23 protein-coding genes are annotated in these 25277 nt (G+C 57.6%); 7 read left to right on the top strand and 16 right to left on the bottom strand.

Translation table 11 applies throughout. The features are described 5' to 3' along the window. Window positions 1-98: 98 nt before the first annotated feature. A complete protein-coding gene (locus AKL27_RS15480; RefSeq protein ID WP_050463753.1) occupies window positions 99-1142 on the bottom strand; it encodes a rod shape-determining protein in 1044 nt (347 codons plus the stop codon). A 259-nt stretch (window positions 1143-1401) separates the two neighbouring features. Between AKL27_RS15480 and gatC the strand changes: the two genes are divergently transcribed. The 5 genes from gatC to AKL27_RS15455 all read left to right on the top strand — a co-directional run bounded on the left by gatC (window position 1402) and on the right by AKL27_RS15455 (window position 6459). Beyond that, window positions 1402-1704: an Asp-tRNA(Asn)/Glu-tRNA(Gln) amidotransferase subunit GatC gene (gatC, locus tag AKL27_RS15475; protein WP_050463752.1), complete on the top strand. Its 303-nt coding sequence runs from the start codon at window positions 1402-1404 to the stop codon at window positions 1702-1704. Between the two features lie 36 nt (window positions 1705-1740). Beyond that, window positions 1741-3207, top strand: a complete 1467-nt coding sequence (gene gatA / locus AKL27_RS15470) for an Asp-tRNA(Asn)/Glu-tRNA(Gln) amidotransferase subunit GatA (RefSeq protein WP_050463751.1) — start codon at window positions 1741-1743, stop codon at window positions 3205-3207. A 30-nt stretch (window positions 3208-3237) separates the two neighbouring features. Further along, window positions 3238-4713 (top strand): Asp-tRNA(Asn)/Glu-tRNA(Gln) amidotransferase subunit GatB, encoded by a 1476-nt coding sequence (gene gatB / locus AKL27_RS15465; RefSeq protein WP_269749231.1) that lies wholly within the window; start codon window positions 3238-3240, stop codon window positions 4711-4713. A gap of 192 nt (window positions 4714-4905) precedes the next feature. Further along, on the top strand, window positions 4906-5814 hold the full coding sequence (locus AKL27_RS15460; protein ID WP_083439082.1) for a TauD/TfdA dioxygenase family protein: 909 nt from the start codon (window positions 4906-4908) through the stop codon (window positions 5812-5814). 153 nt (window positions 5815-5967) lie between these two features. Further along, window positions 5968-6459 carry a LapA family protein gene (locus AKL27_RS15455; RefSeq protein ID WP_050463749.1) on the top strand — a complete coding sequence of 164 codons (492 nt, stop codon included), beginning with the start codon at window positions 5968-5970 and terminating at the stop codon, window positions 6457-6459. A gap of 45 nt (window positions 6460-6504) precedes the next feature. Here AKL27_RS15455 and pyrE read toward each other — a convergent pair whose 3' ends face one another. After that, window positions 6505-7167, bottom strand: a complete 663-nt coding sequence (gene pyrE, locus AKL27_RS15450) for an orotate phosphoribosyltransferase (RefSeq protein WP_050463822.1) — start codon at window positions 7165-7167, stop codon at window positions 6505-6507. A 105-nt stretch (window positions 7168-7272) separates the two neighbouring features. Here pyrE and AKL27_RS15445 point away from each other — a divergent pair, with 105 nt between their 5' ends. Beyond that, window positions 7273-8049: an exodeoxyribonuclease III gene (locus tag AKL27_RS15445; protein WP_050463748.1), complete on the top strand. Its 777-nt coding sequence runs from the start codon at window positions 7273-7275 to the stop codon at window positions 8047-8049. A gap of 7 nt (window positions 8050-8056) precedes the next feature. Here the strand turns inward: AKL27_RS15445 and AKL27_RS15440 are convergent, their stop codons facing one another. The 14 genes from AKL27_RS15440 to AKL27_RS15375 all read right to left on the bottom strand — a co-directional run bounded on the left by AKL27_RS15440 (window position 8057) and on the right by AKL27_RS15375 (window position 24831). Then, window positions 8057-8920, bottom strand: coding sequence for a DMT family transporter (locus AKL27_RS15440; RefSeq protein ID WP_050463747.1), 864 nt, complete (start codon window positions 8918-8920; stop codon window positions 8057-8059). 122 nt (window positions 8921-9042) lie between these two features. Then, on the bottom strand, window positions 9043-10731 hold the full coding sequence (locus AKL27_RS15435; RefSeq protein ID WP_050463746.1) for a Na/Pi cotransporter family protein: 1689 nt from the start codon (window positions 10729-10731) through the stop codon (window positions 9043-9045). Next, on the bottom strand, window positions 10715-11518 hold the full coding sequence (locus AKL27_RS15430; RefSeq protein WP_050463745.1) for an HAD-IIB family hydrolase: 804 nt from the start codon (window positions 11516-11518) through the stop codon (window positions 10715-10717). Before AKL27_RS15430 ends, AKL27_RS15435 begins: the two co-directional genes overlap by 17 nt. Then, entirely contained in the window at window positions 11515-12363 is an 849-nt protein-coding gene (locus AKL27_RS15425; protein WP_050463744.1) for an endonuclease/exonuclease/phosphatase family protein, read from the bottom strand. Before AKL27_RS15425 ends, AKL27_RS15430 begins: the two co-directional genes overlap by 4 nt. Window positions 12364-12379: 16 nt before the next feature. Then, window positions 12380-13213 carry a carbohydrate ABC transporter permease gene (locus AKL27_RS15420; protein WP_157056948.1) on the bottom strand — a complete coding sequence of 278 codons (834 nt, stop codon included), beginning with the start codon at window positions 13211-13213 and terminating at the stop codon, window positions 12380-12382. Beyond that, window positions 13210-14085 (bottom strand): carbohydrate ABC transporter permease, encoded by an 876-nt coding sequence (locus AKL27_RS15415; RefSeq protein WP_050463743.1) that lies wholly within the window; start codon window positions 14083-14085, stop codon window positions 13210-13212. Before AKL27_RS15415 ends, AKL27_RS15420 begins: the two co-directional genes overlap by 4 nt. Before the next feature lie 83 nt (window positions 14086-14168). Next, entirely contained in the window at window positions 14169-15464 is a 1296-nt protein-coding gene (locus AKL27_RS15410) for an ABC transporter substrate-binding protein (RefSeq protein ID WP_050463742.1), read from the bottom strand. A 51-nt stretch (window positions 15465-15515) separates the two neighbouring features. After that, window positions 15516-16568, bottom strand: a complete 1053-nt coding sequence (locus AKL27_RS15405) for an ABC transporter ATP-binding protein (protein ID WP_050463741.1) — start codon at window positions 16566-16568, stop codon at window positions 15516-15518. Window positions 16569-16599: 31 nt separating this feature from the next. After that, window positions 16600-18117: a glycerol-3-phosphate dehydrogenase gene (gene glpD, locus AKL27_RS15400; RefSeq protein ID WP_050463740.1), complete on the bottom strand. Its 1518-nt coding sequence runs from the start codon at window positions 18115-18117 to the stop codon at window positions 16600-16602. After that, window positions 18114-19124, bottom strand: coding sequence for a sugar-binding transcriptional regulator (locus tag AKL27_RS15395; protein ID WP_050463739.1), 1011 nt, complete (start codon window positions 19122-19124; stop codon window positions 18114-18116). Before AKL27_RS15395 ends, glpD begins: the two co-directional genes overlap by 4 nt. A gap of 276 nt (window positions 19125-19400) precedes the next feature. Further along, window positions 19401-22049 (bottom strand): DNA topoisomerase III, encoded by a 2649-nt coding sequence (locus AKL27_RS15390; protein ID WP_050463738.1) that lies wholly within the window; start codon window positions 22047-22049, stop codon window positions 19401-19403. Between the two features lie 213 nt (window positions 22050-22262). After that, window positions 22263-22739 carry a DUF494 family protein gene (locus tag AKL27_RS15385; protein ID WP_050463737.1) on the bottom strand — a complete coding sequence of 159 codons (477 nt, stop codon included), beginning with the start codon at window positions 22737-22739 and terminating at the stop codon, window positions 22263-22265. Between the two features lie 102 nt (window positions 22740-22841). Next, a complete protein-coding gene (gene dprA / locus AKL27_RS15380; RefSeq protein ID WP_050463736.1) occupies window positions 22842-23930 on the bottom strand; it encodes a DNA-processing protein DprA in 1089 nt (362 codons plus the stop codon). Further along, window positions 23923-24831, bottom strand: a complete 909-nt coding sequence (locus AKL27_RS15375) for a peptidoglycan-binding protein (protein WP_157056947.1) — start codon at window positions 24829-24831, stop codon at window positions 23923-23925. The genes dprA and AKL27_RS15375 overlap by 8 nt, the downstream gene beginning before the upstream one ends. A 158-nt stretch (window positions 24832-24989) precedes the next feature. Here AKL27_RS15375 and AKL27_RS15370 point away from each other — a divergent pair. Continuing rightward, window positions 24990-25277 (top strand): peptide deformylase (locus tag AKL27_RS15370; RefSeq protein ID WP_198155982.1); only part of this gene is annotated, 288 nt, incomplete at its 3' end.

Here is a 25277-nt window from a genome sequence, read left to right as displayed (position 1 = left end):
CGTCTGACGGATCAGTGATCCGCCCAACCGGCAACGTCGGCTTGTGCTCTGTCATATTCTCGTTTCAGTTCCTCGGATTGAAAAGGCTCCCGGCGCTGTTATTCGTTGGAGAAGATCGAACCCAGCTTGTCCATGCGATCCAGCGCCATGCCGGAACCACGAACCACGCAGGTCAGCGGGTCTTCCGCCACGATCACCGGCAGGCCGGTTTCTTCCATCAGCAAACGGTCCAGATCGCGCAGCAAGGCGCCACCACCGGTCAGCATCATGCCCTTTTCGGCAATGTCGGCACCCAGTTCCGGCGGCGTCTGTTCCAGCGCGTTCTTGACGGCCGAGACGATGTTGTTGAGCGGATCGGTCAGCGCTTCCAGAATTTCGTTGCTGGAAATGGTGAACGAACGTGGAATGCCTTCGGACAGATTGCGGCCCTTGACTTCCATTTCCTTGACTTCGGAGCCCGGGAACGCAGAGCCGATGGCCTTTTTGATGGCTTCAGCAGTTTGTTCGCCGATCAGCATGCCGTAATTGCGACGGATGTAGTTGACGATGGCTTCATCGAACTTGTCGCCGCCGACCCGGACCGATCCCTTGTAGACCATGCCGCCGAGCGAAATGATACCGACTTCAGTGGTACCGCCGCCGATATCGACCACCATCGAGCCGGTGGCGTCGGAAACCGGCAGACCGGAGCCAATCGCTGCTGCCATCGGTTCTTCGATCAGATAAACCTGGGAAGCGCCGGCGCCGAGCGCCGATTCGCGAATGGCGCGACGTTCCACCTGCGTCGAGCCGCACGGTACGCAAATGATGATGCGTGGTGACGGACGGAACAGCTTGGAGTCATGCACCATGCGGATGAATTGCTTGAGCATTTGCTCAGTCACGGTGAAATCGGCAATCACGCCGTCTTTCATCGGGCGAATCGCTTCGATATTGCCCGGGACCTTGCCCAGCATCTGTTTTGCTTCTTTGCCAACTGCCTGAATCGTCTTCTTGCCGTTGGGGCCGCCTTGCTGGCGGATCGCCACAACCGACGGCTCGTCCAGCACGATGCCTTGGCCGCGCACGTAGATCAGTGTGTTCGCTGTACCCAGGTCAATGGCGAGGTCGTTAGAGAAATAACTGCGTAAAAATCCAAACATGAATTGTCCTGATGCGCCAAAACTGCGCGCTTTGCATTTTGAGTGGGGGGATGTCTTTTATGACTGCGGCGACACAAATACGGCGCCAGCGAGGCATTAGTCGTGCATTCTACCTTATAATTTGGCAGAAACCAGCAGGCATCTCAGTCAAAAATCCTCGCTTGATGCAAGATTTTTCGATGTTTTTGCCCGCATTTACGAGCTATAAGACGCGCCTTTTCAACATTCTTGCCTCGCGCACCTTGCGCCCCTTCCTATCATGTCACTCGTCCTTTCCGATGTAAAACGTATCGCCAGCCTGTCCCGTCTCGAATTGACGGATGAACAGGCCGGCCAGACGCTTGAAAAACTGAACGGCATTTTTGCGCTGGTCGAACAGATGAAAGCCGTCGATACCACCGGCATCGAACCACTGAGCCATCCGATTGCGGCCTTCACCGACAACATCGCGCTGCGTCTGCGCGACGATGTGGTGACCGAAGAAAATCACCGCGCGGATTATCAGCAACCGGCCCCTGCCACCCAGGACGGCCTGTATCTGGTGCCCAAGGTCATCGAATAAAAAAGCAGCATCGAACATATAGCGACTACTCTTCTCATGCATACCAAAACCATCAAAGAATTATCGGCCTTGTTACAGTCGCGGAAAATTTCCGCGACCGAACTCGCCACGCTGTTTCTCGACCGCATCAAGCACAGCGATCTCAATGCATTCCTGCATGTCGACAGCGCGCTGACACTGCGCCAAGCCGCCGCTGCCGACCAGCGTCTGACGACCAATGACGTGACGCCACTGACCGGTGTGCCGATTGCGCACAAGGATATTTTCGTCACCCGCGACTGGCGCACGACTGCCGGTTCGCGCATGCTGGAAAATTACACCAGCCCGTTCGATGCAACCGTGGTGCAGCAGTTCAACGCCACCGGCACCGTCACGCTGGGCAAGCTCAACTGCGACGAATTCGCGATGGGTTCAGGCAATGAAAATTCCTATTTCGGCGCGGTCAAAAATCCATGGGACAAGACCGCCGTACCCGGTGGTTCTTCCGGCGGTTCGGCAGCGGCGATTGCGGCGCGTCTGACACCGGCCGCCACCGCCACCGACACCGGTGGCTCGATCCGGCAACCGGCTGCTTTCTGCGGCGTCACCGGTATCAAACCGACCTACGGCAGCGTCTCGCGCTTCGGCATGATTGCCTTCGCATCGTCGCTCGATCAGGGCGGGCCGATTGCCAAGACTGCGGAAGATTGCGCGCTGCTGCTCAACGCCATGACCGGTTTCGACCAACGTGATTCGACCAGCCTGGAACGTCCGCAAGAAGATTTCACGCGCTCGCTCAATGACAGCCTGCAAGGTTTGCGCATCGGTGTGCCGCGTGAATTTTTCGGCGCCGGCCTGGCACCCGATGTGGAACAGGCAGTACGTGAAGCATTGCGCGAATACGAAAAGCTGGGCGCCACGCTGGTCGATATTTCGCTGCCGAAAACCGAGTTGTCGATCCCGGTGTATTACGTGATTGCACCGGCTGAAGCATCGTCCAATCTGAGCCGCTTCGATGGCGTCCGTTATGGTCATCGCGCAGCCGATTACAAAGATCTGGCCGACATGTATCAGAAGACCCGCGCCGAAGGTTTCGGCGATGAAGTCAAACGCCGCATTCTGGTCGGTGCTTATGTACTGTCGCATGGTTATTACGACGCCTACTATTTGCAAGCGCAAAAGATTCGTCGCCTGATCGCGCAGGATTTCCAGAATGCCGTCACCGGTCCGAACCGGTTGTGCGACGTCATCATGGGTCCGGTAGCACCAACCGTGGCATGGGATCTCGGCGACAAGACCGATGATCCGGTGGCTAATTATCTGGCGGATATTTTCACGTTGTCGACCAGTCTGGCCGGCTTGCCGGGCATGTCGGTTCCCTGTGGTTTCGGTCAGGGCGAAAAGAATGCGAAACGTCCGGTCGGCCTGCAAATCATCGGCAATTATTTTGATGAAGCCCGGTTGCTGAATGTCGCGCACCAGTTCCAGCAAGCGACTGACTGGCATCAACGCGCACCGGCCTGAGCCTGACGGCATCGCCACCAATCAAAAAGAATTCGTGAGGACACCATGCAGTGGGAAGTAGTCATCGGTCTGGAAACGCATACGCAGCTTTCGACCCAATCCAAGATTTTCAGCGGTTCATCAACCCGTTTCGGTTCTGAACCCAACACCCAGGCCAGCCCGGTTGATCTGGCATTGCCCGGCGTGCTGCCGGTGCTCAATCGCGGCGCCGTGGAACGGGCGATTCAGTTCGGCCTGGCGATCGGTGCGACGATTGCGCCGCGCTCGATCTTTGCGCGCAAGAATTATTTCTATCCGGATTTGCCCAAGGGCTATCAGATCAGCCAGTTCGAAATTCCGGTGGTGCAAGGCGGCAAGGTGTCCTATGTGCTGGAAAAAGATGGCAAGAGCGAAATCAAATCGCTGCAACTGACCCGCGCCCATCTGGAAGAAGATGCCGGCAAGTCACTGCATGAAGATTATCAGGGCATGACCGGGATCGACCTCAATCGTGCCGGCACACCGCTGCTGGAAATCGTGACCGAACCCGACATGCGCAGCGCCGCCGAAGCAGTGGCTTATGCCAAGGCCTTGCATTCGCTGGTGATGTGGCTCGGCATTTGCGACGGCAACATGCAGGAAGGTTCATTCCGCTGTGATGCCAACGTCTCGGTACGTCCGGTCGGCCAAAAGGAGTACGGCACCCGCTGCGAAATCAAGAATCTGAACTCGTTCCGTTTCATGGAAGACGCGATCAACTTTGAAGTGCGACGCCAGATTGAATTGATCGAAGACGGCGGCACGGTGCGGCAGGAAACCCGCCTGTACGATCCGGATCGCAAAGAAACCCGCTCCATGCGCAGCAAGGAAGATTCACAGGATTACCGCTACTTCCCGGATCCCGATCTGCCGCCGCTGATGATCGCGCAAGAATGGATTGATCGCGTCAAGGCTTCAATGCCGGAATTGCCGGCCGCGATGCGCGAGCGTTTCGTCAGCGATTACGCCTTGCCTGAATATGATGCGCTGGTGCTGACGCAATCGAAGAGCATGGCCACTTACTTTGAAGCGGTGGTCGCGCAAGCGGGCAAGGATCAGGCCAAGCCGGCCGCCAACTGGCTGATGGGTGATGTGGCCTCGACCGTGAATCGCGAAGGCATCGATATCGCCGCCGCTCCAGTCAATGCCGTGCAATTTGCGCTGCTGCTCAAACGCATCGCCGACGGCACCATTTCCAACAAGATCGCCAAGGAAGTCTTTGCCGGCATGTGGGAAGCCAACAGCGACAAGAAAACCCTGGCCGATGACATCATCGAAGCCAAGGGCCTCAAGCAGATTTCCGACAGCGGCGCGCTGGAAGCGATTGTCGATCAGGTGCTGGCGGGCAATGCCAAGTCGGTGGAAGAGTTCCGCGCCGGCAAGGAGCAAGCCATCAATGCGCTGATCGGGCAAGCAATGAAGGCTACCAAGGGCAAGGCCAATCCGGCCCAGCTGACGGAGTTGCTGCGCAAGAAACTGACTGCCTGATTCGCGCTGTCGACGTTTGAGATCAAGGCTGCTGCCGGCAACGGTAGCAGCCTTTTTCATGTCGCAACGGATCGCGCGACAAGTCCGCATAACCATATGCGATCTTATTATTTGCAGCGATAGCAGGTGTGCGAGTGTAATGACAGATTGCACGGCGCGTTGGCCAGCGCCCGCCTCTTTCGGAGTCCATTCATGTCTGGTACCACCGCCTTGCTCACGCCCGCCTCTGCATCTGCGGCAGCGCGCAACACATTTACGATCCGGCGGCTCGACGATGCGCCGCTGGGCGCGGAAATCACCGGTCTCGATCTCAGCCGGCCGCTGGCCGAAAAAGAGCTGGCCCGGATTCGCAGCGCGCTGGTGGAACATGGCGTGCTGGTCTTTCGCGAACAACGCATATCACCGGAACAACACATCGCCTTCAGCCGCCGCTTCGGTCCGTTGCAAGTGCACGTATTGAATCGCTTCCATCTGCAGCATCATCCGGAAATTCTGATCGTTTCCAACGTGATTGAAAACGGCCAGCCAATCGGACTGGTGGATGCTGGTGCCGACTGGCATTCAGATTTGTCCTACATGCCCAAGCCGAGTCTCGGTTCATTGCTGCATTCGCAGGAATTACCAGCCGAGCAAGGCGATACCCAATTCGCCAATATGTTCGCCGCGTATGACAGCCTGCCGGCCGATGTCAAACAGACACTGGAGGGACGGCGTGCGGTGCACTCCTATGTCTACCGCTATCGCCGCCTGCAAAAACTCTCTCCGTGGCGGGCCGACCTGACGCAACAGCAAATCGACGCCGTGCCCGAGGTGGATCATCCGGTCATCCGCATCCATCCGGAAAGCGGACGCAAGGCCTTGTTTGTGAGTGAAGGGTTCACCTCGCATATTCTCGGCCTGCCCCAGGATGAAAGTGATGCCCTGCTGAAATTTCTGCATGAGCACAGCGTACAAGCCGGCAACGTCTATCGCCACCGCTGGCGCGCGCATGACATGGTGTTTTGGGACAACCGCAGCACCATGCATTACGCGCCAATCACCCCGCAACATCTGCGCCGCACCTTGTACCGCACCACGGTCGAAGGTGACGTGCCGCTGTAAGCCGCCAGGCTGCCGTCCGGTCTTTTGATGCAGTTCCTTGCCATTTCTGCAATGGCAAGGAACATCATCGTCATGCTACAGTCCAATCCGCGTACTCCGGTTCCGACCGGTCATTTCCCAAAATCAAAATATCGCCACCAGGAGGAAACGTCGATGACCTTTCGCACAACGTTCTTGATCGCAGTACTTGCGCTCGTTGGCATTTTTGCCGCCATCAACTGGTCCGCATTCCTCACGCCGACCGCGTTGTCGCTGGTGTTCACCGACTTTCAGGCCCCGCTGGGGCTGGTCATGCTGGGTATCGTGATTGCCCTCAGTGCAATTTTCCTGTTGTACATTCTGGCGCAACAGACTTCGGTGCTGCTCGATAACCGGCGTCTGACCAGGCAACTGGAGTCGCAACGCGACCTGGCCGATCAGGCAGAAAAATCCCGGTTTACCGAATTGCGCGCGTTTCTGCAGGCCGAATTGCTACAACTGCAACAACGCAGCGATGGCTATCAGTCGGTATTGACCGGCAAACTGGAGGCGCTGGAACGGGAAGTGAACCGCCGCGCCGAGCAAACTGAAAATACGGTGGCGGCACAGGTAGGAGAACTGGATGACCGGTTGCAACGTCTGGGCGTTGGCATCAAACCGGTCTAGGAGACGCATGAATCAGCCATGCGGCTTGTGCCGCATGGCAAGCAATCAAACCCCGTAGCGCGTGCGATACGCTGCTACGGCATCCTTGTATTGTCCGAGCTGGGCATCGGCACCGGCACGCGACAGGTATGTCAGCAAATCATCCAGATTACCGATTGAAATCACCGGCATGTCGAACTCCCGGGCCACTTCCTGCACGGCCGAATTGGCCGACAGTGCATCATCCTTGCCCGAGCGCTCCATGCGGTCCAGCGCAATCAGCACGGCGCACGGCGTAGCACCGGCGGCACGGATCAGATTGACCGACTCGCGCACCGACGTCCCCGCCGACACCACGTCATCGATAATCACCACGCGGCCTTGCAGTTTGGCGCCGACAATCGTGCCGCCTTCGCCGTGATCCTTGGCTTCCTTGCGGTTGTAGGCAAACGGCACGTTACGGCCTTTGCCTGCCAGGGCAACTGCGGTCGCCGATGCCAGCGTAATGCCTTTATAGGCGGGGCCGAACAGCATGTCGTACTCAAGGCCGGAGTCTTGCAACGTCTGCGCATAGAATTGCGCGATCTGCGCCAATGCCACGCCTTCATTGAACAAGCCGGCGTTGAAGAAATACGGCGAGGTACGCCCGGCCTTGGTGACGAATTCGCCAAACCGCAAAACGCCGGCGGAAACCGCAAATTCGATGAATTCCTGTCTTAAGTTGCTCACGTGCATTCCTGAAAAATGAAATCGGTTGATTCCGGGAACAAACCCTGGATAACCCGCATTTTAAATGAATCGGTTATGCTCTGATTTTTTTCAGACCGATACCCGATGCCTAAAATCATTTCCGCCAATCTGAACGGTATCCGCTCCGCCGCCAAAAAAGGCTTCTTTGAGTGGATCGCCAAAGAATCTGCCGATTTCATCTGCGTACAGGAATTGAAAGCGCAAGAACCCGACATGACCACCCAGTTCCTGACGCCGGATGGCTACATCGGGCATTTCCATTACGCCGAGAAAAAGGGTTACTCCGGCGTCGGCGTGTATAGCAAGCGTCAACCCAACGCCGTGCGCATCGGCTTTGGCGATGCCGAGTTCGATGCCGAAGGCCGTTACGTCGAATGCGATTTCGGTGACCTGACCGTGATTTCGCTGTATTGCCCGTCCGGCTCATCGAGCGAAGAACGTCAGGCCGCCAAGTTCCGTTTCATGGAAGTCTTCCTGCCGCACTTGCAGGCATTGAAAGACAGCGGCCGCGAAATCGTGATCTGCGGCGACTGGAATATCGCCCACAAGGAAATCGATCTGAAGAACTGGAAGAGCAATCAAAAGAATTCCGGCTTCCTGCCAGAAGAACGGGCATGGCTGACGCGCATTTTCGATCAGCTCGGACTGGTTGACGTCTACCGCCGCCTGCATCCGGACACCACCGGCGAGGCGTATACCTGGTGGAGCAATCGCGGTCAGGCCTGGGCCAACAACGTCGGTTGGCGCATCGATTATCACATCGCTACTGCCGGCATTGCCGCCAAGGCCAAGAGCGCATCGATCTACAAGGATGAGCGCTTCTCGGATCACTCGCCGCTGATCATCAGCTACAGCGAATAAGCCTGTTTCAGGATGGCTGTCGGCTGCGGCGCTGCGAACGGATGTTTCCCAGCAAGGCTCCCGACAGAATCGCCACCGTGGCGAATTTGGTTTCGGTAGTGAAGGCATAACCGTTCACCAGAATCAGCAACAAGGTCGACAGCAAGGGCGTCAGATAGGCCAGTGCGCCGACCGCGCGCGGATCGCCGTGTTTGAGTGCGATATCCCAAGTCAGGAAAGCGACACCCATTGGCCCCAGACCGAGTCCGGCGAGCAGCATGACATCTTGGGCGCTCAGATCGAAGATGGCCGAACTGCCGTACAACGCCAGATGTAGCAATACCGATCCGGCACCCGCCATCAGGCAGCAGGCAGCGATCGCAGCGGTTGGAAACGGTGGCAGACGGCGACAGCCAAGCGAGTAACTGGCCCAGACAAAAGCGGCGGCAATGGCGCTCAGATAACCCCACACATGTTCGCCTGACAGCGACAACCGGTCACCACCGAGAATCATCACGGCGCCGCTGCAACCGAGCAAGGCGCCGATGATATTCCAGCCACTGAGACGATTGCCCGGCAAGAACAGCGGCGTCAGCAATACGATCAGCAACGGCCACATGTATTGCAGCAGATTGACTTCGACCGCCGGCGCCATGGCAAACGCGATGAACAGCAGTGCGTGATAACCGAACAGGCCGCCGGTAGCCAGCAGATAAGTCTGCGGCGAGGCGGACCACGCACCGCGCTGCCAGACCCCGGTGAGACCGCCCACCATCAGCGCCAGCCCGGAACTGAGCAATGGCGGCACATGGCTGATGCGGTCCGTGAGCAAGGCCAGCGAAGCCCAGACGACAATCGTAAACAAGGCTGCCAGCAGCGCCCGTGCATTCATCTGCTACTCTCCGAAGTGGGTTCGGGCGGCCGCAATGGCCGGCGCCGAAAGTCCGGTATTGTAGAACAATGCTTGCGTGATCAATAAATGATTGCCAGCGGCGATTGCCGGCCGGCAATGCATCAGCGGTGGGCCTGGCTGCGCATCGGCGCCGGTTCGGCGGTTTCTTCCTGGCTGGCGTTGATGCGGCTCTTGCGCAGCATGCCGGCGGCGTCCAGCACCGCGTAGGCGGTCGAACAGAACAGCGAGTGCATGCGGCGCATGTCGCTGATCAGGTCCAGATGCAGCGAGCTGGTTTCGATACTCTGCTGAGTCTCGCCGGCCAACCGGATCAGGTGGGTCTGGGCATAAGTGCGTTCCAGATCGCGGAAGGCTTCCTTTTCGGCCAGCAGCCGCCGCGCGCTTGGCAGATCGTTATTGAGAAAGACCGACAAACCGAGCCGCAAACTGGTCAGCAACCGTGCATGCATTTCCGTGACTTCACTCATGCCGGCCTGAGAGAAGGTTTTCTGCGGTGCAATTTTCTTGCTCTCGACCCCCTTCACAATCCGTTCGATGATATCGCCGGCCTGCTCCAGATTGATGGTCAGTGTCACGATGTCGGTCCAGCGCCGCACTTCCCTGGCGCTCAGTTCTTCACGCGAAACCCGCGCCAGATACATTTTGACTTCGGTGTACAACTTGTCGACATCATCATCGAGCTTGCGGATCTGGTCGGCGCGCAACTGATCATTATCGCGAATCACCAGCAGCAGACTGACCAGCATGCTTTCGATGATGTCGCCGATGCGCAGCACTTCACGCGCGGCATTGGCCAGCGCCAGCGACGGCGTATCGATGGCGGCCGGATCCAGATGACGCGACTTGATCATGTCGCCGTCGCTTTCCGATTCCGGCAACAAGCGCACGCACAAGCGCGCCATCGGTTCGACCAGCAACAGCAGCAGACTGCAACGCACGGAGTTGTAAAGCACGTGAAACGCCACCACGCCAAAGCGCAGGTCAGTCGTCAGGAAGCTGATCCAGACCTGAACATAATCAACCAGCGGCAGCACCACTACCGCACCGCTGAGCCGGAACAGCATGCTGCCCAGCGCTACCCGGCGACCGGCCACATTCTGGCTGGCGGCGCTCAGCAAGGCCAGAATGCCGCTGCCCAGATTGGCGCCGATGACCAGACACAACGCCACTTTCAATGAAATCACGCCGGAGGTGGCCAGCGTCGCCGCCAGCAACACCGCCGCCAGACTGGAATAGGTGAGCATGGCGAACACCGCGCCGATCACCGCGTCGAGCATGACATCGCCGGTCAGCGATGAGAACAGCACCTTCATGCCGGCGCCTTGCGTCATCGGCCGGGTAGTGGCGCTGATCAGTTCCAGCGCCAGCAGAATCAGGCCGAGTCCGATTGCGGCGCGGCCGAGCCGGCCGATATGGGTATGCCGGCGCGACAGATAGACCAGCACGCCGCAGAAAATCAGCAACGGCGACAACCACGACAGATCGAAACTGAGCACGCCGGTCATCAGTGCCGTACCGACATCGGCACCGAGCATGATGGTCAGCGCCGGTGCCAGACTGATCATGCCCTGCGCGACAAAAGAACACACGATGACGGCGGTGGCGTTACTGCTCTGGACCAGACTGGTGACGCCGATGCCGGCCATGAATGCAAAACTGCGACGCGTGATGCTGGTACTCAGAACACGTCGCAGTTGTGCTCCGTACACGCGCAGGATATCAGTGCGGACAATATGCGTGCCCCACACCAATAATGCCAGCGACGATAACAGATTAAGCAGTGTGGTCATGGCCCGATAAAAGGTGCTGCGTCAATTCGGCGAACCCGGCGCCGTAGGAATGATGGGTGATGAAATGCGGCGGATGCGGCAAGCGATCGGCAAACTCAAGTACATTGGCAACGCCGACCGACAGCGGGAAATACGCAAACATCGGTGCATCGTTTGGCGAATCGCCGGCAAATACACAACGGGCGCGTTGCGCCGCATCGCTCAAATCGATGCCATAGCGTTCTTGCATCATGATGCGCGCCATGCTCAGTTTATCGTAATCGCCGAACCAGCCGTTGACATGAATCGAACTGATCTTGGCAGTCATGCCGGCCGCTTCCATGATAGCGACAATACGGTCAATATCATCATGCCCCAGCGCCGGCACATCTTCGCAAAAATCAATCGCCACATCATATTGACGGCAAAACTGATCGGATGCCACGGCGCATCCCGGCACTTCTTTCAATACTTGAGCGATCACGGCATCCATGCGCGCGGCATTGGCGGCACGGCTGCCGGCATCGAGCAAATGCCGGGTATGCATTTTGTGCGATACCGGGTCGTGCCACATGTACAGTGCGCCGTTTTCGCCAATGATGCCATCCACCGGCCACATGCGGGCGATCTGATCGCACCAGCCGGCCGGACGACCGGTGACCGGAATCACGCGCAGACCAGCACGTTGTAAAGTTTCCAGCGCCGCATATGCCTGCGCGCTCAATTTGCCATCGGTCGTCAGCGTATCATCGATATCGGTGAAGACGGTGGTGACCTGCCCGTACGGCAACTGGTCCAGTGATTTCATGCCAACTCCAGTAACTGCGGTTGATGATCCGACGCCTTGGTCTTGCCATCGATTTTGAAAGTGCGTACATGCGGCAGCAAATCTTCGCTGGCGAAAATGAAGTCACAGGCGAATGCTTCTTCCCATTGCTCGCGATCATAGACACCGACATTGTGCGGATGCGGTTGATTGCCGTTGAGGTACTCCCAGGTATCGACCAATCGCGGCACGCCGGGTTCCAATTTTTCCTGCAAACGCTCGTGCAAAGGATCTTCCGGACGGAAATTGAAATCGCCGGTCAGAATCACTTTGCTGGTTTGCGCGAACGCGTGATACGGCGACGGGCCGGTCTCGCACACCCGGCTGCGCAGCGCGCGCAAGGACGTTTCGGCGTGATAGTTGCGGATCGCTTCTACCTGCTGTTTGCGCTGCAATTGCGAATAGTATTCAAGATGGGTATTCATGACGCGCACTGGTCCCAGCGGCGTATCCAGCGTCACTTCCAGCAACACCCGCGGCATGCTGATGACGTCGGCATCAGCCGGCCACGGCAACTGATGGCGCAGGACGCGCAACACCGGATAGCGCGACAGCACCATGTTGCCGAAACAACGGCGGCTGCCGTCGGCGGCGGCCACATCGACTGCTGCGGCCGGCACCGGCGTAAAGCCGGGCAGCAAATCCGCAAATATTTCGAACTGGTTTTCGCCAGCGCTGCCGGCCAGCGACGGAAAATTCGCCGCCACTTCCTGCAGGCACAGGACATCAAAATCACCCAGCTTGCGCGCATCGGCAACAATGCGCTGCGGATCAACCTTGCCGTCGACCCCGCGCGACCATTGGATATTCCAGCTAATCAGTTTCACGATATCCCCTTTGCGCTTAACGAATCCCGGCGCGCATGAACGACTGCACGAACTGACGCTGGAACAACAGGAACGCCAGCAACAACGGTGCCGATGTCATCAGCGTGGCCGAGGTGATGATCGACCAGTCAACGCCCTGATCGGTCGAGGAAAACACTTGCAGACCGACGGTGAGCGGACGCGATTCCACCGAATTGGTTACGATCAGCGGCCACAGGAAATTGTTCCAGTGGGTACTGACCGACACCAGCCCGAATGCCAGGTAAATCGGCTTGGCCAGCGGCACATAGACTTTCATCAGGGTCTGCCAGGCGCTCGCGCCTTCCACGGTGGCGGCTTCATCGAGCTCACGCGGCACGGTCTTGAACGTTTGTCGCAACAGGAAAATGCCGAACGCCGAGGCAAAGTAAGGCAAGCCGATCGACAGAATCGTATCGCGCAAGCCGAGCAGATTCATGGTGTTGTAGTTTTCCACGATCAGGATGTCGGGCATCACCATCAATTGCATCAGGACCAGCATGAACATGATGTTGCTGCCGCGGAATTCAAATCGTGCAAACGCGTATGCAGCCATGGTCGACAACACCATCTGCGCGGCCAGAATCATCGTTACCAGCAAGAAGGTATTGAGGAAGTAACGCGGAAACGGCGCTGCTTCCCAGGCATTGATGAAATTCTGCATCGTCAATGGCGCGGTCAGCGAAAAGCGCGTGGCGAATTCAGCCGGATGGAATGCGGTCCAGATGGCATACACCAGCGGCAACAACCAGAGTATTCCCAATACCCAGGCAGCAATGGTTTCCAGTATCTTGTTCGATTCGCCGAACGGATTGGTTTGTGCGGAGATCATTGGTAGTGTGTCCTGCGGTCGAGAATACGGAATTTGATAATGGCAACCACGGCCAATACCATCAACAACACTACCGTCAAGGCAGCGGCATAAGCCGAATCCCAGAAACTGAAACCGACTTCATAAATGTAGTACAGCAGCAAGGAGCTGGCGTTGTCCGGTCCGCCCTTGGTCATCACCACGATATGGTCAACCAGACGGAACGAGTTGATCAGCGCATTGATCAGCACGAACAAGGTGGTCGGCATCAGCAGCGGAAATTGCACGCGCCAGAAATACTGCCAGCGCGAAGCGCCTTCCAGGCCGGCGGCTTCGGCCAGTGTCGGTGAAATCTGTTGTAAGGCGGCCAGATAGAAAATCATGAAGAAGCCGGCTTCTTTCCAGATCGCCACCACCATCATCGAACCGAGGACGGTATTCGGATTGCCGAGCCAGTTATGCGACGGCAAGCCGAGGGCCTGCGTCACCTGCTCCAGCAAGCCATATTGCGGGGTATAAAAGAACAGCCAGATATTAGCCACGGCAATCATCGGCAGCACCGTCGGCGTGAAATACGCCAGTCGCAGCACGCCACGTCCGAGCAGTTTGTCGTTGACCCACAAAGCCATCATGATCGCCAGCGCAATCGATACCGGGATGGTGCCGAGGGCAAACCAGAGATTGTTGATCAGCGCTTTCCAGAAAACCGGATCGTCAGCCATCAACGCATAGTTTTCCAGGCCGACAAAAACTGCCGGATTAGCGCCCTTGGGGGTCGAAAAAAAGCTGTGCCAGATGGTCGCGATGGCCGGATAGTGCGTAAACGCCACCAGCAACACCAGTGCCGGCAACAGCAGCAACCAGGGCGTTACGGAAGAGTGAGTGCGATTCATGAAATGCCTTTGCCGTCATGCGGCAGTATCTTTAGGTCGTAGTGCGGTGCGGCGGTATCAAACAACCGCCGCACCGCGGGCGATCAACGGTTCCAGCTACGCAGAATGCGGTCTGATTCGCGTTGTGCGTCCTTGAGTGCAGCTTCCGGCGTCTTGGTGCCGGACAATGCAGCTTGCAGGTTATCGTTGAGTGCCTTGGTCACGCGTTGGTTGTCATGGGTCGACAACTCGGCCACGCTGTACTTCAATTGCTCACGTGCCACACCAGCGGCCGGAACTTCTTGCAGGTACTTCTTCATTTCCGGGGTATCCCATGCATCCTGACGGGTTGCCACGTAACCGGTAGCGATACTCCATTGCGCCGCGCGTTGCGGTTCGGTCGACCAGCGAATGAACTTCAACGCCGCCTTTTGCTGTTCCGGCGTGGTCTTGTTGAACACGTAGAAGTTGCCGCCGCCGGTCGGGCTTCCCGGATGCTTGGCTGCCGGCAGCATGGCCACGCCGAACGGGAAGCTGGCGTTGGCGCGCAGGTTGGTCAGATTGCCGGTGGTGGTCCAGATCATGGCCGCTTTCTGCTCCAGGAAGTCCTTCGGCGTAGTACCCCATTCGATCACGCCGCTTGGCATCACCTTGTGCTTGGCCGACAGATCAACCCAGTATTGCAGGGCTTCTACTGCACCCGGTTTGTCGAAGTAAGTCTTGGTACCAGCCTGATTCATCAGGATCGTATCGTTCGGCGTGGTCATGCCCTGGAAAATCCAGTAAGTGAAGCCGGTCGATGGAATCTTGATACCCCATTGCTGGACGTTGCCGTTGGCATCGCTCTTGGTCAGCTTCTTGGCGAAAGAAACGGTTTCCGCCCAGTTGGCCGGCGCCTTTTCAGGATTCAGGCCAGCTTCCTTGAACAGATTCTTGTTCCAGAACATGACGATGGTCGAACGCTGGAACGGAATGCCCCAGGTCTTGCCGCCGGTCTGGCTGTTTTCCATGAAGCCCTTGTAGAAGCCGCCGATCCATTTCTTGTCGTCAGCCGACGAGGCCAGGCTGTCGATCGGGACGATGGCGTTTTCATCCACCAGCGTAAACAAGTCGGTCGACAACAGTACGGCGACGGTCGGCGGCGTGCCGCTCTTGTGCGCAGTCAGCGCCTTGACGATACTTTCCTGATACGTGCCGGCGTACACCGCCTTGATCTTGATATCGGGATTTTGTTTTTCAAACTCGGTCACCATGCTGTCGATGGTCTTGGTGACCGGGCCGCCAACGGCGACCGGGTAATACAGCGAAATTTCGACTGGATTGGCAGCAAACGCCGGGGCCGCACCAAGTGCTGCACCAGCGGCCAGGACGGCCATGGATTTCAGTATGAATCTACGCATGAGGATCTCCCCTGTTTAATAATCGTGAAATGGATGGAAAAGCGAATTACATCAAGCGACCTGACGCCGCAAACCGGTCTTCTTGTCGAAGAAATATTGGTTCGCCACATCCCAGCCCAGTTGAACGGTGTTGCCCGGCACCAGTGCCAATTGCCCGGGTACGCGCACCAGCAGTGACGCAGTCCCGATTTTGGCGCCCACAATCGTGTCGGCACCGAAATATTCAATGTTTTCCACTTGCGCGGCGACACCTTGCTCAACCAGTTGGATATGCTCCGGACGCACGCCCAGTTGCCATTCTTCGCTGGCGTTGTGCGGCAGGATCGCCGGTCCGTTGCTACCCTCGATCACCATACCGGCCGGGGTCTGGCTCAGCGACAGGATGTTCATTGGCGGTGTGCCGATGAAACGGGCGGCAAATACCGATGCCGGTTGCGCATACAGTTCCGCCGGTGGCGCATCTTGTTCGATACGGCCATCGCGCAACAGGATCACTTGATCCGCCATGCTCATCGCTTCGGTCTGATCATGCGTGACGTACACCATGGTGATGTTCAGTTGCTGTTGCAGCGCACGGATTTCGCGCCGCATTTCTTGCCGCAATTGCGCATCCAGATTCGACAACGGTTCATCCATCAGACACACCGGGGTTTCGGCGATGATGGCGCGACCCAGCGCCACGCGCTGTTGCTGACCGCCGGACAACTGTCCCGGACGCCGGTCCAGCAAATGGCTCAAACCGAGAATGTCGGAGACACGCTTGAGACGCGATTCGAAATTCTTGCTCGGTTCCTTGCGCACGCGCACGCCGAACAGAATGTTGTCGCGCACATTCAGATGCGGAAACAAGGCGTAGGATTGAAACACCATGGCGATCTTGCGTTGTGCCGGCGGCAGGTTGGTGACATCGCGTTCACCGATGCGAATCACACCGGTCGACGGTGTATCGAGACCGGCAATCAGACGCAAGGTGGTCGACTTGCCGCAGCCCGACGGGCCAAGCAAGACCGTGAACGCACCCGATTTCACTTCGAAATCAATGCCTTTGACGGCTTGGGCATCGCCCCAGTTTTTTGTGATGCCTTGTAGCGAAATTGCTGCCATCGCGCAGTCCCCTCAATAGTAGATAGTTGATTCAGTTCGCCGCTTTGGCGGCAAGATATTCGGCAAATGCAGTACGTTGCTGTTCACTCATGTGCAAGCCGCATTTGGTACGACGCCACAAGATATCGTCGGCATCGCGTGCCCACTCATTGAGGAGCAGGTACGCCACTTCACGTTCCACCAGACCGCCGCCGAAATCACGCCCCAGTTCAGCCTTGGTTTGTGCTTCCCGCAGAATTTCGTAGGCATTCAGACCATGCCGTCCGAACAGGCGGGTCAGGAAATGCTGATCGAGTTGCGGGTATTTCTTTTGCAACAGGTCCAGCTGACCGGCACGATTGACGCGCTCGAATTCGCCACCGGGCAAAGCTTCGCCGGCAGTCCACGAACCGCGTTTGGTTTTGATCCACGGCGTCAGCTTGTCCAGCACCGATTCCGCCAGACGCCGGTAGGTGGTGATCTTGCCGCCGTATACCGACAGGCATGGCAGCTGGTCGCTTTCCTGTACCACCAGCGTGTAATCGCGGGTCACCGCCGACGGATTATCCGACTGGTCATCGAACAACGGCCGCACGCCGGCGTACCGCCAGACGATGTCTTCATGCTGCACCGGCTTGACCAGATAGGCATTCACCGCCCGCAGCAGATACGCTTCTTCCTCGACCGTAATGCGGGCGCCGTTATCCATGTTTTCCTGCGGCACATCCGTGGTACCGATCAGCGTGTAATCGTTTTCATAAGGAATCATGAAAACGATGCGTTTATCGTCATTCTGCAAAATGTAGGCGTGTTCGCCGGCGAACAGGCGCGGCACCACAATGTGACTGCCGCGTACCAGCTTGACGGCAGCATGCTCGCCGCGCTCCTGCACATGCGGATTGAGCAACTGATCCATCTTGGCGACCCACGGGCCGGCGCTGTTGACGATGGCGCGCGCGGTCACGGTGCGACGGGATCCGGTCGCCACCTGTTCCAGTTCACATTGCCATGCGCCGTTGCTGCGCACGGCACTGACCAGACGGGTACGCGCGAAAATGTCAGCGCCATGTTCCTGCGCGCTCAACAGATTGAGAATCACCAGCCGGGCATCATCGACCCAGGCGTCGGAATAGGCAAAACCGCGCGTGATGTCCTTGCGCAAGCCGCTTGGATTAGCCATGCGATCAAGTGCGATGCTTTTCGAATGGGGCAGGCTGATGCGGCCACCGATATGGTCATACAGCCACAAACCGAGGCGGATCATCCAGCGTGGCCGCAGACCTTTGACATGCGGCATCACGAAACGCAGCGGCCATGAAATATGCGGTGCGATATTCAGCAAATGTTCACGTTCGGCCAGTGCTTCTGCCACCAGCCGGAATTCGTAATATTCCAGATAACGCAAACCGCCATGGATCAGCTTGGTACTGGCCGACGAGGTAGCGCCGGCAAAGTCGCTCTGTTCGCACAATGCCACCGACAGACCGCGACCGGCAGCATCACGCGCCACGCCGGCACCATTGATGCCGCCGCCGATAATCAGAATGTCGTAGGAGTCGGAATTTTTCATCTTGTCTTCTTGCCTGTTTTATTCGCCGCTGGCGGTGGCGCATCTGTTGCGCTCGCCGCCAGCGCTCTTGCGGTTGGTTCATCGATGATCAGTTCATTGATGAAGCCGCCCAGCAGTGCTGCCTGCAATCCCGGAATCTTGCCGCTGCCCGAGACCACACAAATCGAATGCGGTGCGCGTTGAAAGCGATCCAGATCGGGGCCGCTGCTACGCGCATTGACTGCGACATCGCGCCAGCTTCCGTCTTGCCGGAAAAATACTGTGGCGATATCCCCTACCACGCCATCCTTGCGAATGTCGCGAATGTCCTGCTTGTCCAGATAGCCGCCGGTATGTACGTGACTGCCGGTTTCTTCGACGCCGATGCTGAACAACAAAATCGAGGCCCGGTCCTGCAACGCGCGCAACGATTTGATACTGCGTTCACGCCAGAGCGCGGCGCGGGTGTCGGCATAATCGAAAAATGCCGGCACTGGAAAACTGTGCGCGCGGGCGCCATAGTTCTGGGCGAAGCGCGACACGATCGATTCCCCGAAAGTGTTGACAATATCAACCCCGGTCGCCGAGCCGTTGAGCTGTACCACGTCAACATCATGTACCCGCTTGGGCACCAGATTGTCGGCAATGGCTGCCACCGTATTGCCCCAGGCCAGCCCGATCACCGAGGATGGCTTGATCAGCGTATTCAGATAAGCCGCCGCCTGTGCCGCCACGCCACGCAAGGTTTCCTTGTCATCCGCAGCAGACGCCACCGGCACCACCTGAATCAGGCGCAAGCCATAACGCTGCTTGATGGCAGCTTCCAGCTGGCCCGATTGTTCATTCGGATCATGCACCCGGATTTCCACCAGGCCATGCTCCATGGCATAGGACAACAGTCGCGACACGGTAGCGCGCGAGGTCCCCATCTCTTGCGCGATAGCGGCAGTCGTCATGTCCTGAAAATAGTACAGACGCGCCACGCGCACAGCGGAAGAAGCAATATCCTGACGATCCCCGGTAGCCATTTTTTGTTATGAACAAATGATCATTGATTGTGAACGTTTGCACATTAATCGAATTGGATGCGGAAGGCAAGCCTCTTGCATGATGCGTTGCGACATCGCGCAGCCCCGCCCGACAGCCCTGTAGCGAGGCCGACACAAGCAATGCATGAATGACAACAGAAACCGCCGTGAGCATCAGCGCGAGGCAAATGCATCAGCGCTGGCGGGCGAGCGCCCAAGAAAAATGCCGTTCAGTGCAGCACTGAACGGCATTCGGAGAACTGCTCGTCAATCAGATCAGGCGCTGGCGGCCTTCTTCGGCGCAGCTTTGCGTACTGCCGGTTTCTTGGCAGCCGGCTTTTTGGCGGCGGCTTTCTTCACCGCCGCTTTTTTTGCTGGTGCTGCAGTTTCTTCGCCTCCGTCAGCATCGCCCTTGTCGGCAGCAGCTTTGCCTTTGGCCGGGGCCTTGGCTTTGCGCTCTTCGAATTCGAAGCTGATCTTGCCGTCTTTCCCACGCGCCAGGAATGCCTTGAATGGACGACGCGTACGTTGCGAGACAAAGCCCGGCAACAAATCCGTCTTGCCATCGTTGAGCAGCTTCGCCATTTGCTCCGGCAAGATTTCTTGCTGGAGAATGATGCGGCCACTGCGGAAATCGCAAGCCTTGGGCTTGGCTACAGTCTTTTCACAAACATAGGCCAATCCCATTTCGTAGACGCCGCTGCCGCATTTCGGGCAAGCGCCCAATGGCGTCTGGCCGGTGAAATCGACGCCCTCGCCATCTTCGCCTTCGCCGTCGTTCTGACCGAAATCGAATTCGAGTTTGAAGTTGTTGATTTCGTTATCACGCGAGATCTTGAGAATGGCCGCGAACGGCCGTCCCATTTTCGAGCGGAAACCTTGCAACGGACCGATGGTGCGATTGGTCAGCAATTCCTCGACTTCCGGAATTTCAAACTGACGGCCACCCGGTACTTTGCTCATCGAGAATTCGCACTTGGTGCAGGCAAAGCGACGGTAGTTTTCCTTCACCACGCTGCCGCAATTCGGGCACGGTGTCTGCAATGTCGCGTAGTCACCCGGAATCGTGTCGTTGTCGTATTCCTTGGCGCGCTTGACGATGATTTGCGTCATCTGCGCGATCTCGCGCATGAATTCGTCACGGCTGATATTGCCGCGCTCCATCTGCGCAAGCTTGTGCTCCCATTCGCCGGTCAGTTCCGGTTCAGTCAATTCATCCACGCCGAGACCGTGCAACAGCGTCATCAACTGGAATGCCTTGGCGGTCGGCATCATTTCACGACCTTCGCGAATCAGATAGCGTTCATTGAGCAAGCCTTCGATGATCGCCGCGCGGGTAGCCGGCGTGCCGAGACCCTTGCCGGCCATGGCGTCGCGCAACTCTTCCGAGTCGATCAGCTTGCCGGCACCTTCCATCGCCGACAACAGTGTCGCTTCCGTATAGCGCGCAGGCGGCTTGGTGACCAGGCCGTTGGCGGTCACTTTCTCGGTCTTGACCTTTTCATCCTTGGCTACCGGCACCAGCATGCCGCTGCCTTCTTCCTTCTCGTCAGCAGCCGCTTCCTTGCCGTAGATCGCCAGCCAGCCGGCGTTGGTCATGACCTTGCCTTCCGTCTTGAACTGATGGCCTGAGACTTCGGTGAAACGGGTCGTGACCTGGAATTCAGCGGCCGGGAAAAACACGGCCATGAAACGGCGCGTCACGAGATCGTAAAGTTTTTGTTCCGGCTCCGACAGATTCTTCGGCACCTGGGTGGTCGGGATGATCGCAAAGTGATCACTGATTTTCGTGTTGTCGAAAATCCGCTTGTTCGGCTTGACCCAGCCCTTGTTCAGGATCTGCGATGCGAATTGCTGGTAGTTATTGTTTTCCGCGACCGCGCTCAGCGTTTCCTTGACCGTTTGCAGATAGTCTTCCGGCAAGTGACGGGAATCGGTTCGCGGGTAAGTCAGCACCTTGTGTTTTTCGTACAGTGCCTGCGCCAGACCGAGCGTGTTCTTGGCGGAAAACCCGAAGCGCGAGTTGGCTTCACGTTGCAGGCTAGTCAGATCGAACAGGCCCGGCGCCATCTGCGTGGTGGGCTTGGACTCTTCGGTGACGGTGCCGATCTTGTTGCGGCAGGCGGCCACGATCGATTCGGCGGCAGCCTTGGCCCACAAACGTTCAGGGCGTTTTTCCGGATCGCTTTCATCCTTCTTGTGTGCCTTGTCGAGCCAGCGGCCTTCATAGATACCGGCGGCGCAGACAAACTCGGCCCGGACTTCCCAGAAGTCACGCGAGACGAATTTCTTGATCTTTTCTTCACGCTCGACCACGATCGACAGCGTCGGCGTCTGCACCCGGCCCACGGTTGTCAGATAAAAGCCGCCCTCTTTGGAATTGAAGGCAGTCATGGCACGCGTACCGTTGATGCCGATCAGCCAGTCGGCTTCACTGCGGCAACGGGCGGCATCTGCCAGCGGCAGCATGTCTTCGTCCTTGCGCAGATTGGCGAAGCCGTCACGGATCGCGCCCGGCGTCATCGATTGCAGCCACAGGCGTTTTACCGGTTGCTTGGCCTTGGTGTATTGCGCAATCAGGCGGAAAATCAATTCCCCTTCGCGCCCGGCGTCACATGCGTTGATCAGGCCAGTGACATCCTTGCGCTTGATCAGGCGCGCCAGTACTTTGAGGCGCGACTCGGTCTTGGCAATCGGGTTCAGGGCAAAATGCGGCGGAATCATTGGCAAATGCGCAAAACTCCATTTGCCGCGTTTGACATCGTATTCTTCGGGTACAGCGATTTCCAGCAGATGGCCGACGGCGGAGGACAGTACGTATTCGTCGGATTCAAAGTACTCATCGTGCTTGGTAAAGCCACCGAGCGTCTTCGCGATATCGTTCGCGACAGAGGGCTTCTCGGCGATGATGAGGGTCTTGCTCATAAATATGGTCTCAAAAGAGGATGCGATAACTGATACGCCGCACACCAAAACGGTGCGCGAACGAGGGAATTCTGATTGCGTTAAGGCAATATCGGCTTATATAGTAGCTAATATTTGGATATCGCGGGGCAATGATAAGCGCGTTGCGGAGCAAACGGCAAGCTTGTCCGTTCGGCTGTGGCTGACTGAGTACGCACCAGAACGGGCGTATTCCTAGTGCAATAGACGCGGTTCAGCGTCTTCTTCATCCAGAAACAGCTCGTCGAACATCAGACCATCGGGCTCCTTGCCTTGACTCCAGAGCACCATCAGGACGATGACTTTGAGTTTTTCCAGCGATACCGGCGCTTCACCCACGGCCAGTGCGCGCTCGATCACGATTTCACGCTGCACGGCATTGAGCATCTTGGCTGATTCCAGAAACTGGATGAAACCAACGGCTTCCGTACCCAGCACATCCATCTCTTGCGAGACATAAATGCGGACACCGAATGAAAAAGCGGTTTGCTTGGGATATTGATCGGCGAATTCGTGATTGGCTTCTTCCAGATCGGTAAGCCAGCCGAGCGCCTTCGAGATTTCTTCTTCTTCAAAACCGATAGCCGACAATTTCTTGACCAATGCAGCCGGTTCGGGGCAAGCGTCGGGGCGATAGTACGTTTCGTACAAATAAACGAGGACATCAAACATGGTTCTACTCTATCGCGAAGGTTGTGATTACACAAGTCTGCGGCTTCAGTATGGCAGGATTTGACGCTTCTCGCTTGGCTATGGCTGTCTGATTGCATTTCGTCAAGACAATCGCCGATACATTCCCGATGGCAATAATTCAATCCGGCCGTCCAGTTCCAACGTCAACAGCTCAGCATTAAGCGTGCCAGCACCAAGGCCGCTGCGTTGCGCCAGCACGTCGGGATGCACCGGATCGAAGCCCATCGCGCACAACAGGCTGCCCGCCGCCGGTGCGACAGTAATCATCTGCGCAGGCGGGATTGGCGATTGCCAGCCCAACTCGTCGAGAATCTCTTCAGCACTCTCTGCCAGTCGCGCACCTTGCTTGATCAGATGATGGCATCCGCGCGACAGTGGCGCGTTGATCGAACCGGGAATGGCAAAGACGTCTCGCCCCTGTTCGGCAGCCATGCGGGCCGTGATCAGCGAACCCGAACGCGCTGCCGCCTCAACCACCAGCACGGCACGCGCCAGGCCGGAAATAATGCGGTTGCGACGCGGGAAATTGGCCGCCAGCGGCGGCGTGCCGAGAGGATATTCGCTGATGATGCAGCCAGCGGCTTCGATTCTCTTTGCCAGCGCCCGGTTGCGCAACGGATAAACGGTATCCAGACCGGTCCCGGTAACTGCGACGGTGGAACCGGCTCCGCGCAACCCGCCTTCGTGTGCCGCCGTATCAATACCCAGCGCCAATCCGGACACCACCGTCAGCCCGGCCCGGCTCAAGGTTTCGGAAAAATGCATGCTGTTGCATATCCCTTGCGCGGTTGCATTGCGACTGCCGACCACGGCCACCGACGGCGCCGCCAGCAAAGCCGGCTGCCCGCTGGCATACAGCAACGGCGGCGGATCGGCGATTTCCAGCAACCATTTGGGATACTGCTCGTCGGCCAGCGTCAGCAAGTGATTGCCGGCTTGCCCGGCCCACTGCAAGGTACTGGCGATATGCGCCTGCGTGTCGGAAGACATCGGAGCCAGCAAGATATGGACGACGCGCGCCGGCACGATGTCAGCCAGTGCTGCCGCACTCGCCGCGAAAACATGCTGCGGCAGACCGAATGCACTCAGCAACTGCCGCACCGTCGCCGCCCCCACTCCCGGGCTCAGCATCAGGCGCAGCCAGGCGCGGATTTCCTCGTCGTCACTCATGTGTGCGACCCGGCCAGCCAACACGGTCGCCTATGTATACCGGCTCGGTTGCCTTCATGATCAAACCGTAGGCGATTCGTTCGCTGACCTTGAATATCAGCATCGTCGCGGTCAGTCGCTCGGGCAGACGCGGGTCTGCATTGGCACCGTCATGTCTGCCGACCTCGCGTGACCGCCGATAGACATTGAGCATGGTGCCCTGATCGATCTTGTCGGCGGCGCCTTTGTTGAGGATCACGATCTGATGCTGCCCGCTCTGAGCAGACCCGGATCGGATCGATATCACCCGGGCATCCACCGGTGCCGGTGGTGCATGCGGATGATAATCCGTTGCCACTTTTTCAATGCCTTGCGTCACCGGCAGCAAGTGATCGCCGATACCGATTTCCTGACGCGCCTCGACAATGGTGAAGACATGCAGTTCATCCCGGGTCCCGACAGCGCCCTGCAAACGTGCGGTACCCAGCCAGACGGCATCATGGGCGAGGACTTCGCTGGTGACCGGATCGGTCAATGCCTGCGCGGTACGAAAGAGCTGGAACACGCGGTGGCCGCCGAGATCACCGTGCACATAAATGCGATCACCGGTGCCGAGGATGACGCGGCCGTCCTGGCCCGCAACAATCTGCGGTGCCCGGGCGAAGTCTTGTGCCGCCACTTCCAGCGACTGCTCCAGAAACGGCAGGATCTGCTGCGCCCGGATCGGTGCCGTCATGACATCGGGTACTTTGCCGTAGCGGATATGCGGAGACGCCGCCGCCGGTCGCCGCGGATCATCGACAGGATTCCGATAGCGCTGCTGTCCCTCCGCCATCTCCGGAGTCGCCGCAGCGTACGCCAGACAACTTGCCAGGAGGAGCAGCAACGCGGACCATGGGGTTGCTGTGCTAAACTTTTTCATAAGTCATCCTTTATGGAAAGAAGACCCGAACCGTTCGACGTCGCGATAATTGCATTTTGGAAACAAATTATCAAAATGATCAGACTTTGTCCACCGATCCTTGATTTAGCAAGAAAAAGCCACAGCTATAGCGATATAGTGCGTGAGTGAAAAAACGTATGGCCTTATTGAATATTCTTCGTTACCCCGACCCGCGCCTGCACAAGATTGCGAAACCCGTTGCAGTGTTTGACGCGCGCCTGAAAAAGCTGGTCGCCGATATGGCCGAGACCATGTATGAGGCGCCCGGCGTGGGATTGGCCGCGACCCAGATTGATGTGCACGAACAAATCGTGGTCATCGATGTCTCCGATACCAGCAATCAGTTGCAAGTGTTCATCAATCCCGAAATCATCTGGGCCAGTGAAGAAAAGCAAATTTATGACGAGGGCTGTTTGTCGGTGCCC

Origin of the sequence: Herbaspirillum autotrophicum (genome assembly GCF_001189915.1) — a bacterium.
Taxonomy (GTDB): Bacteria; Pseudomonadota; Gammaproteobacteria; order Burkholderiales; family Burkholderiaceae_D; genus Herbaspirillum; species Herbaspirillum autotrophicum.
Note: the sequence above shows the minus strand (reverse complement) of the source record. Positions and strands in the feature narration are given on the sequence as shown.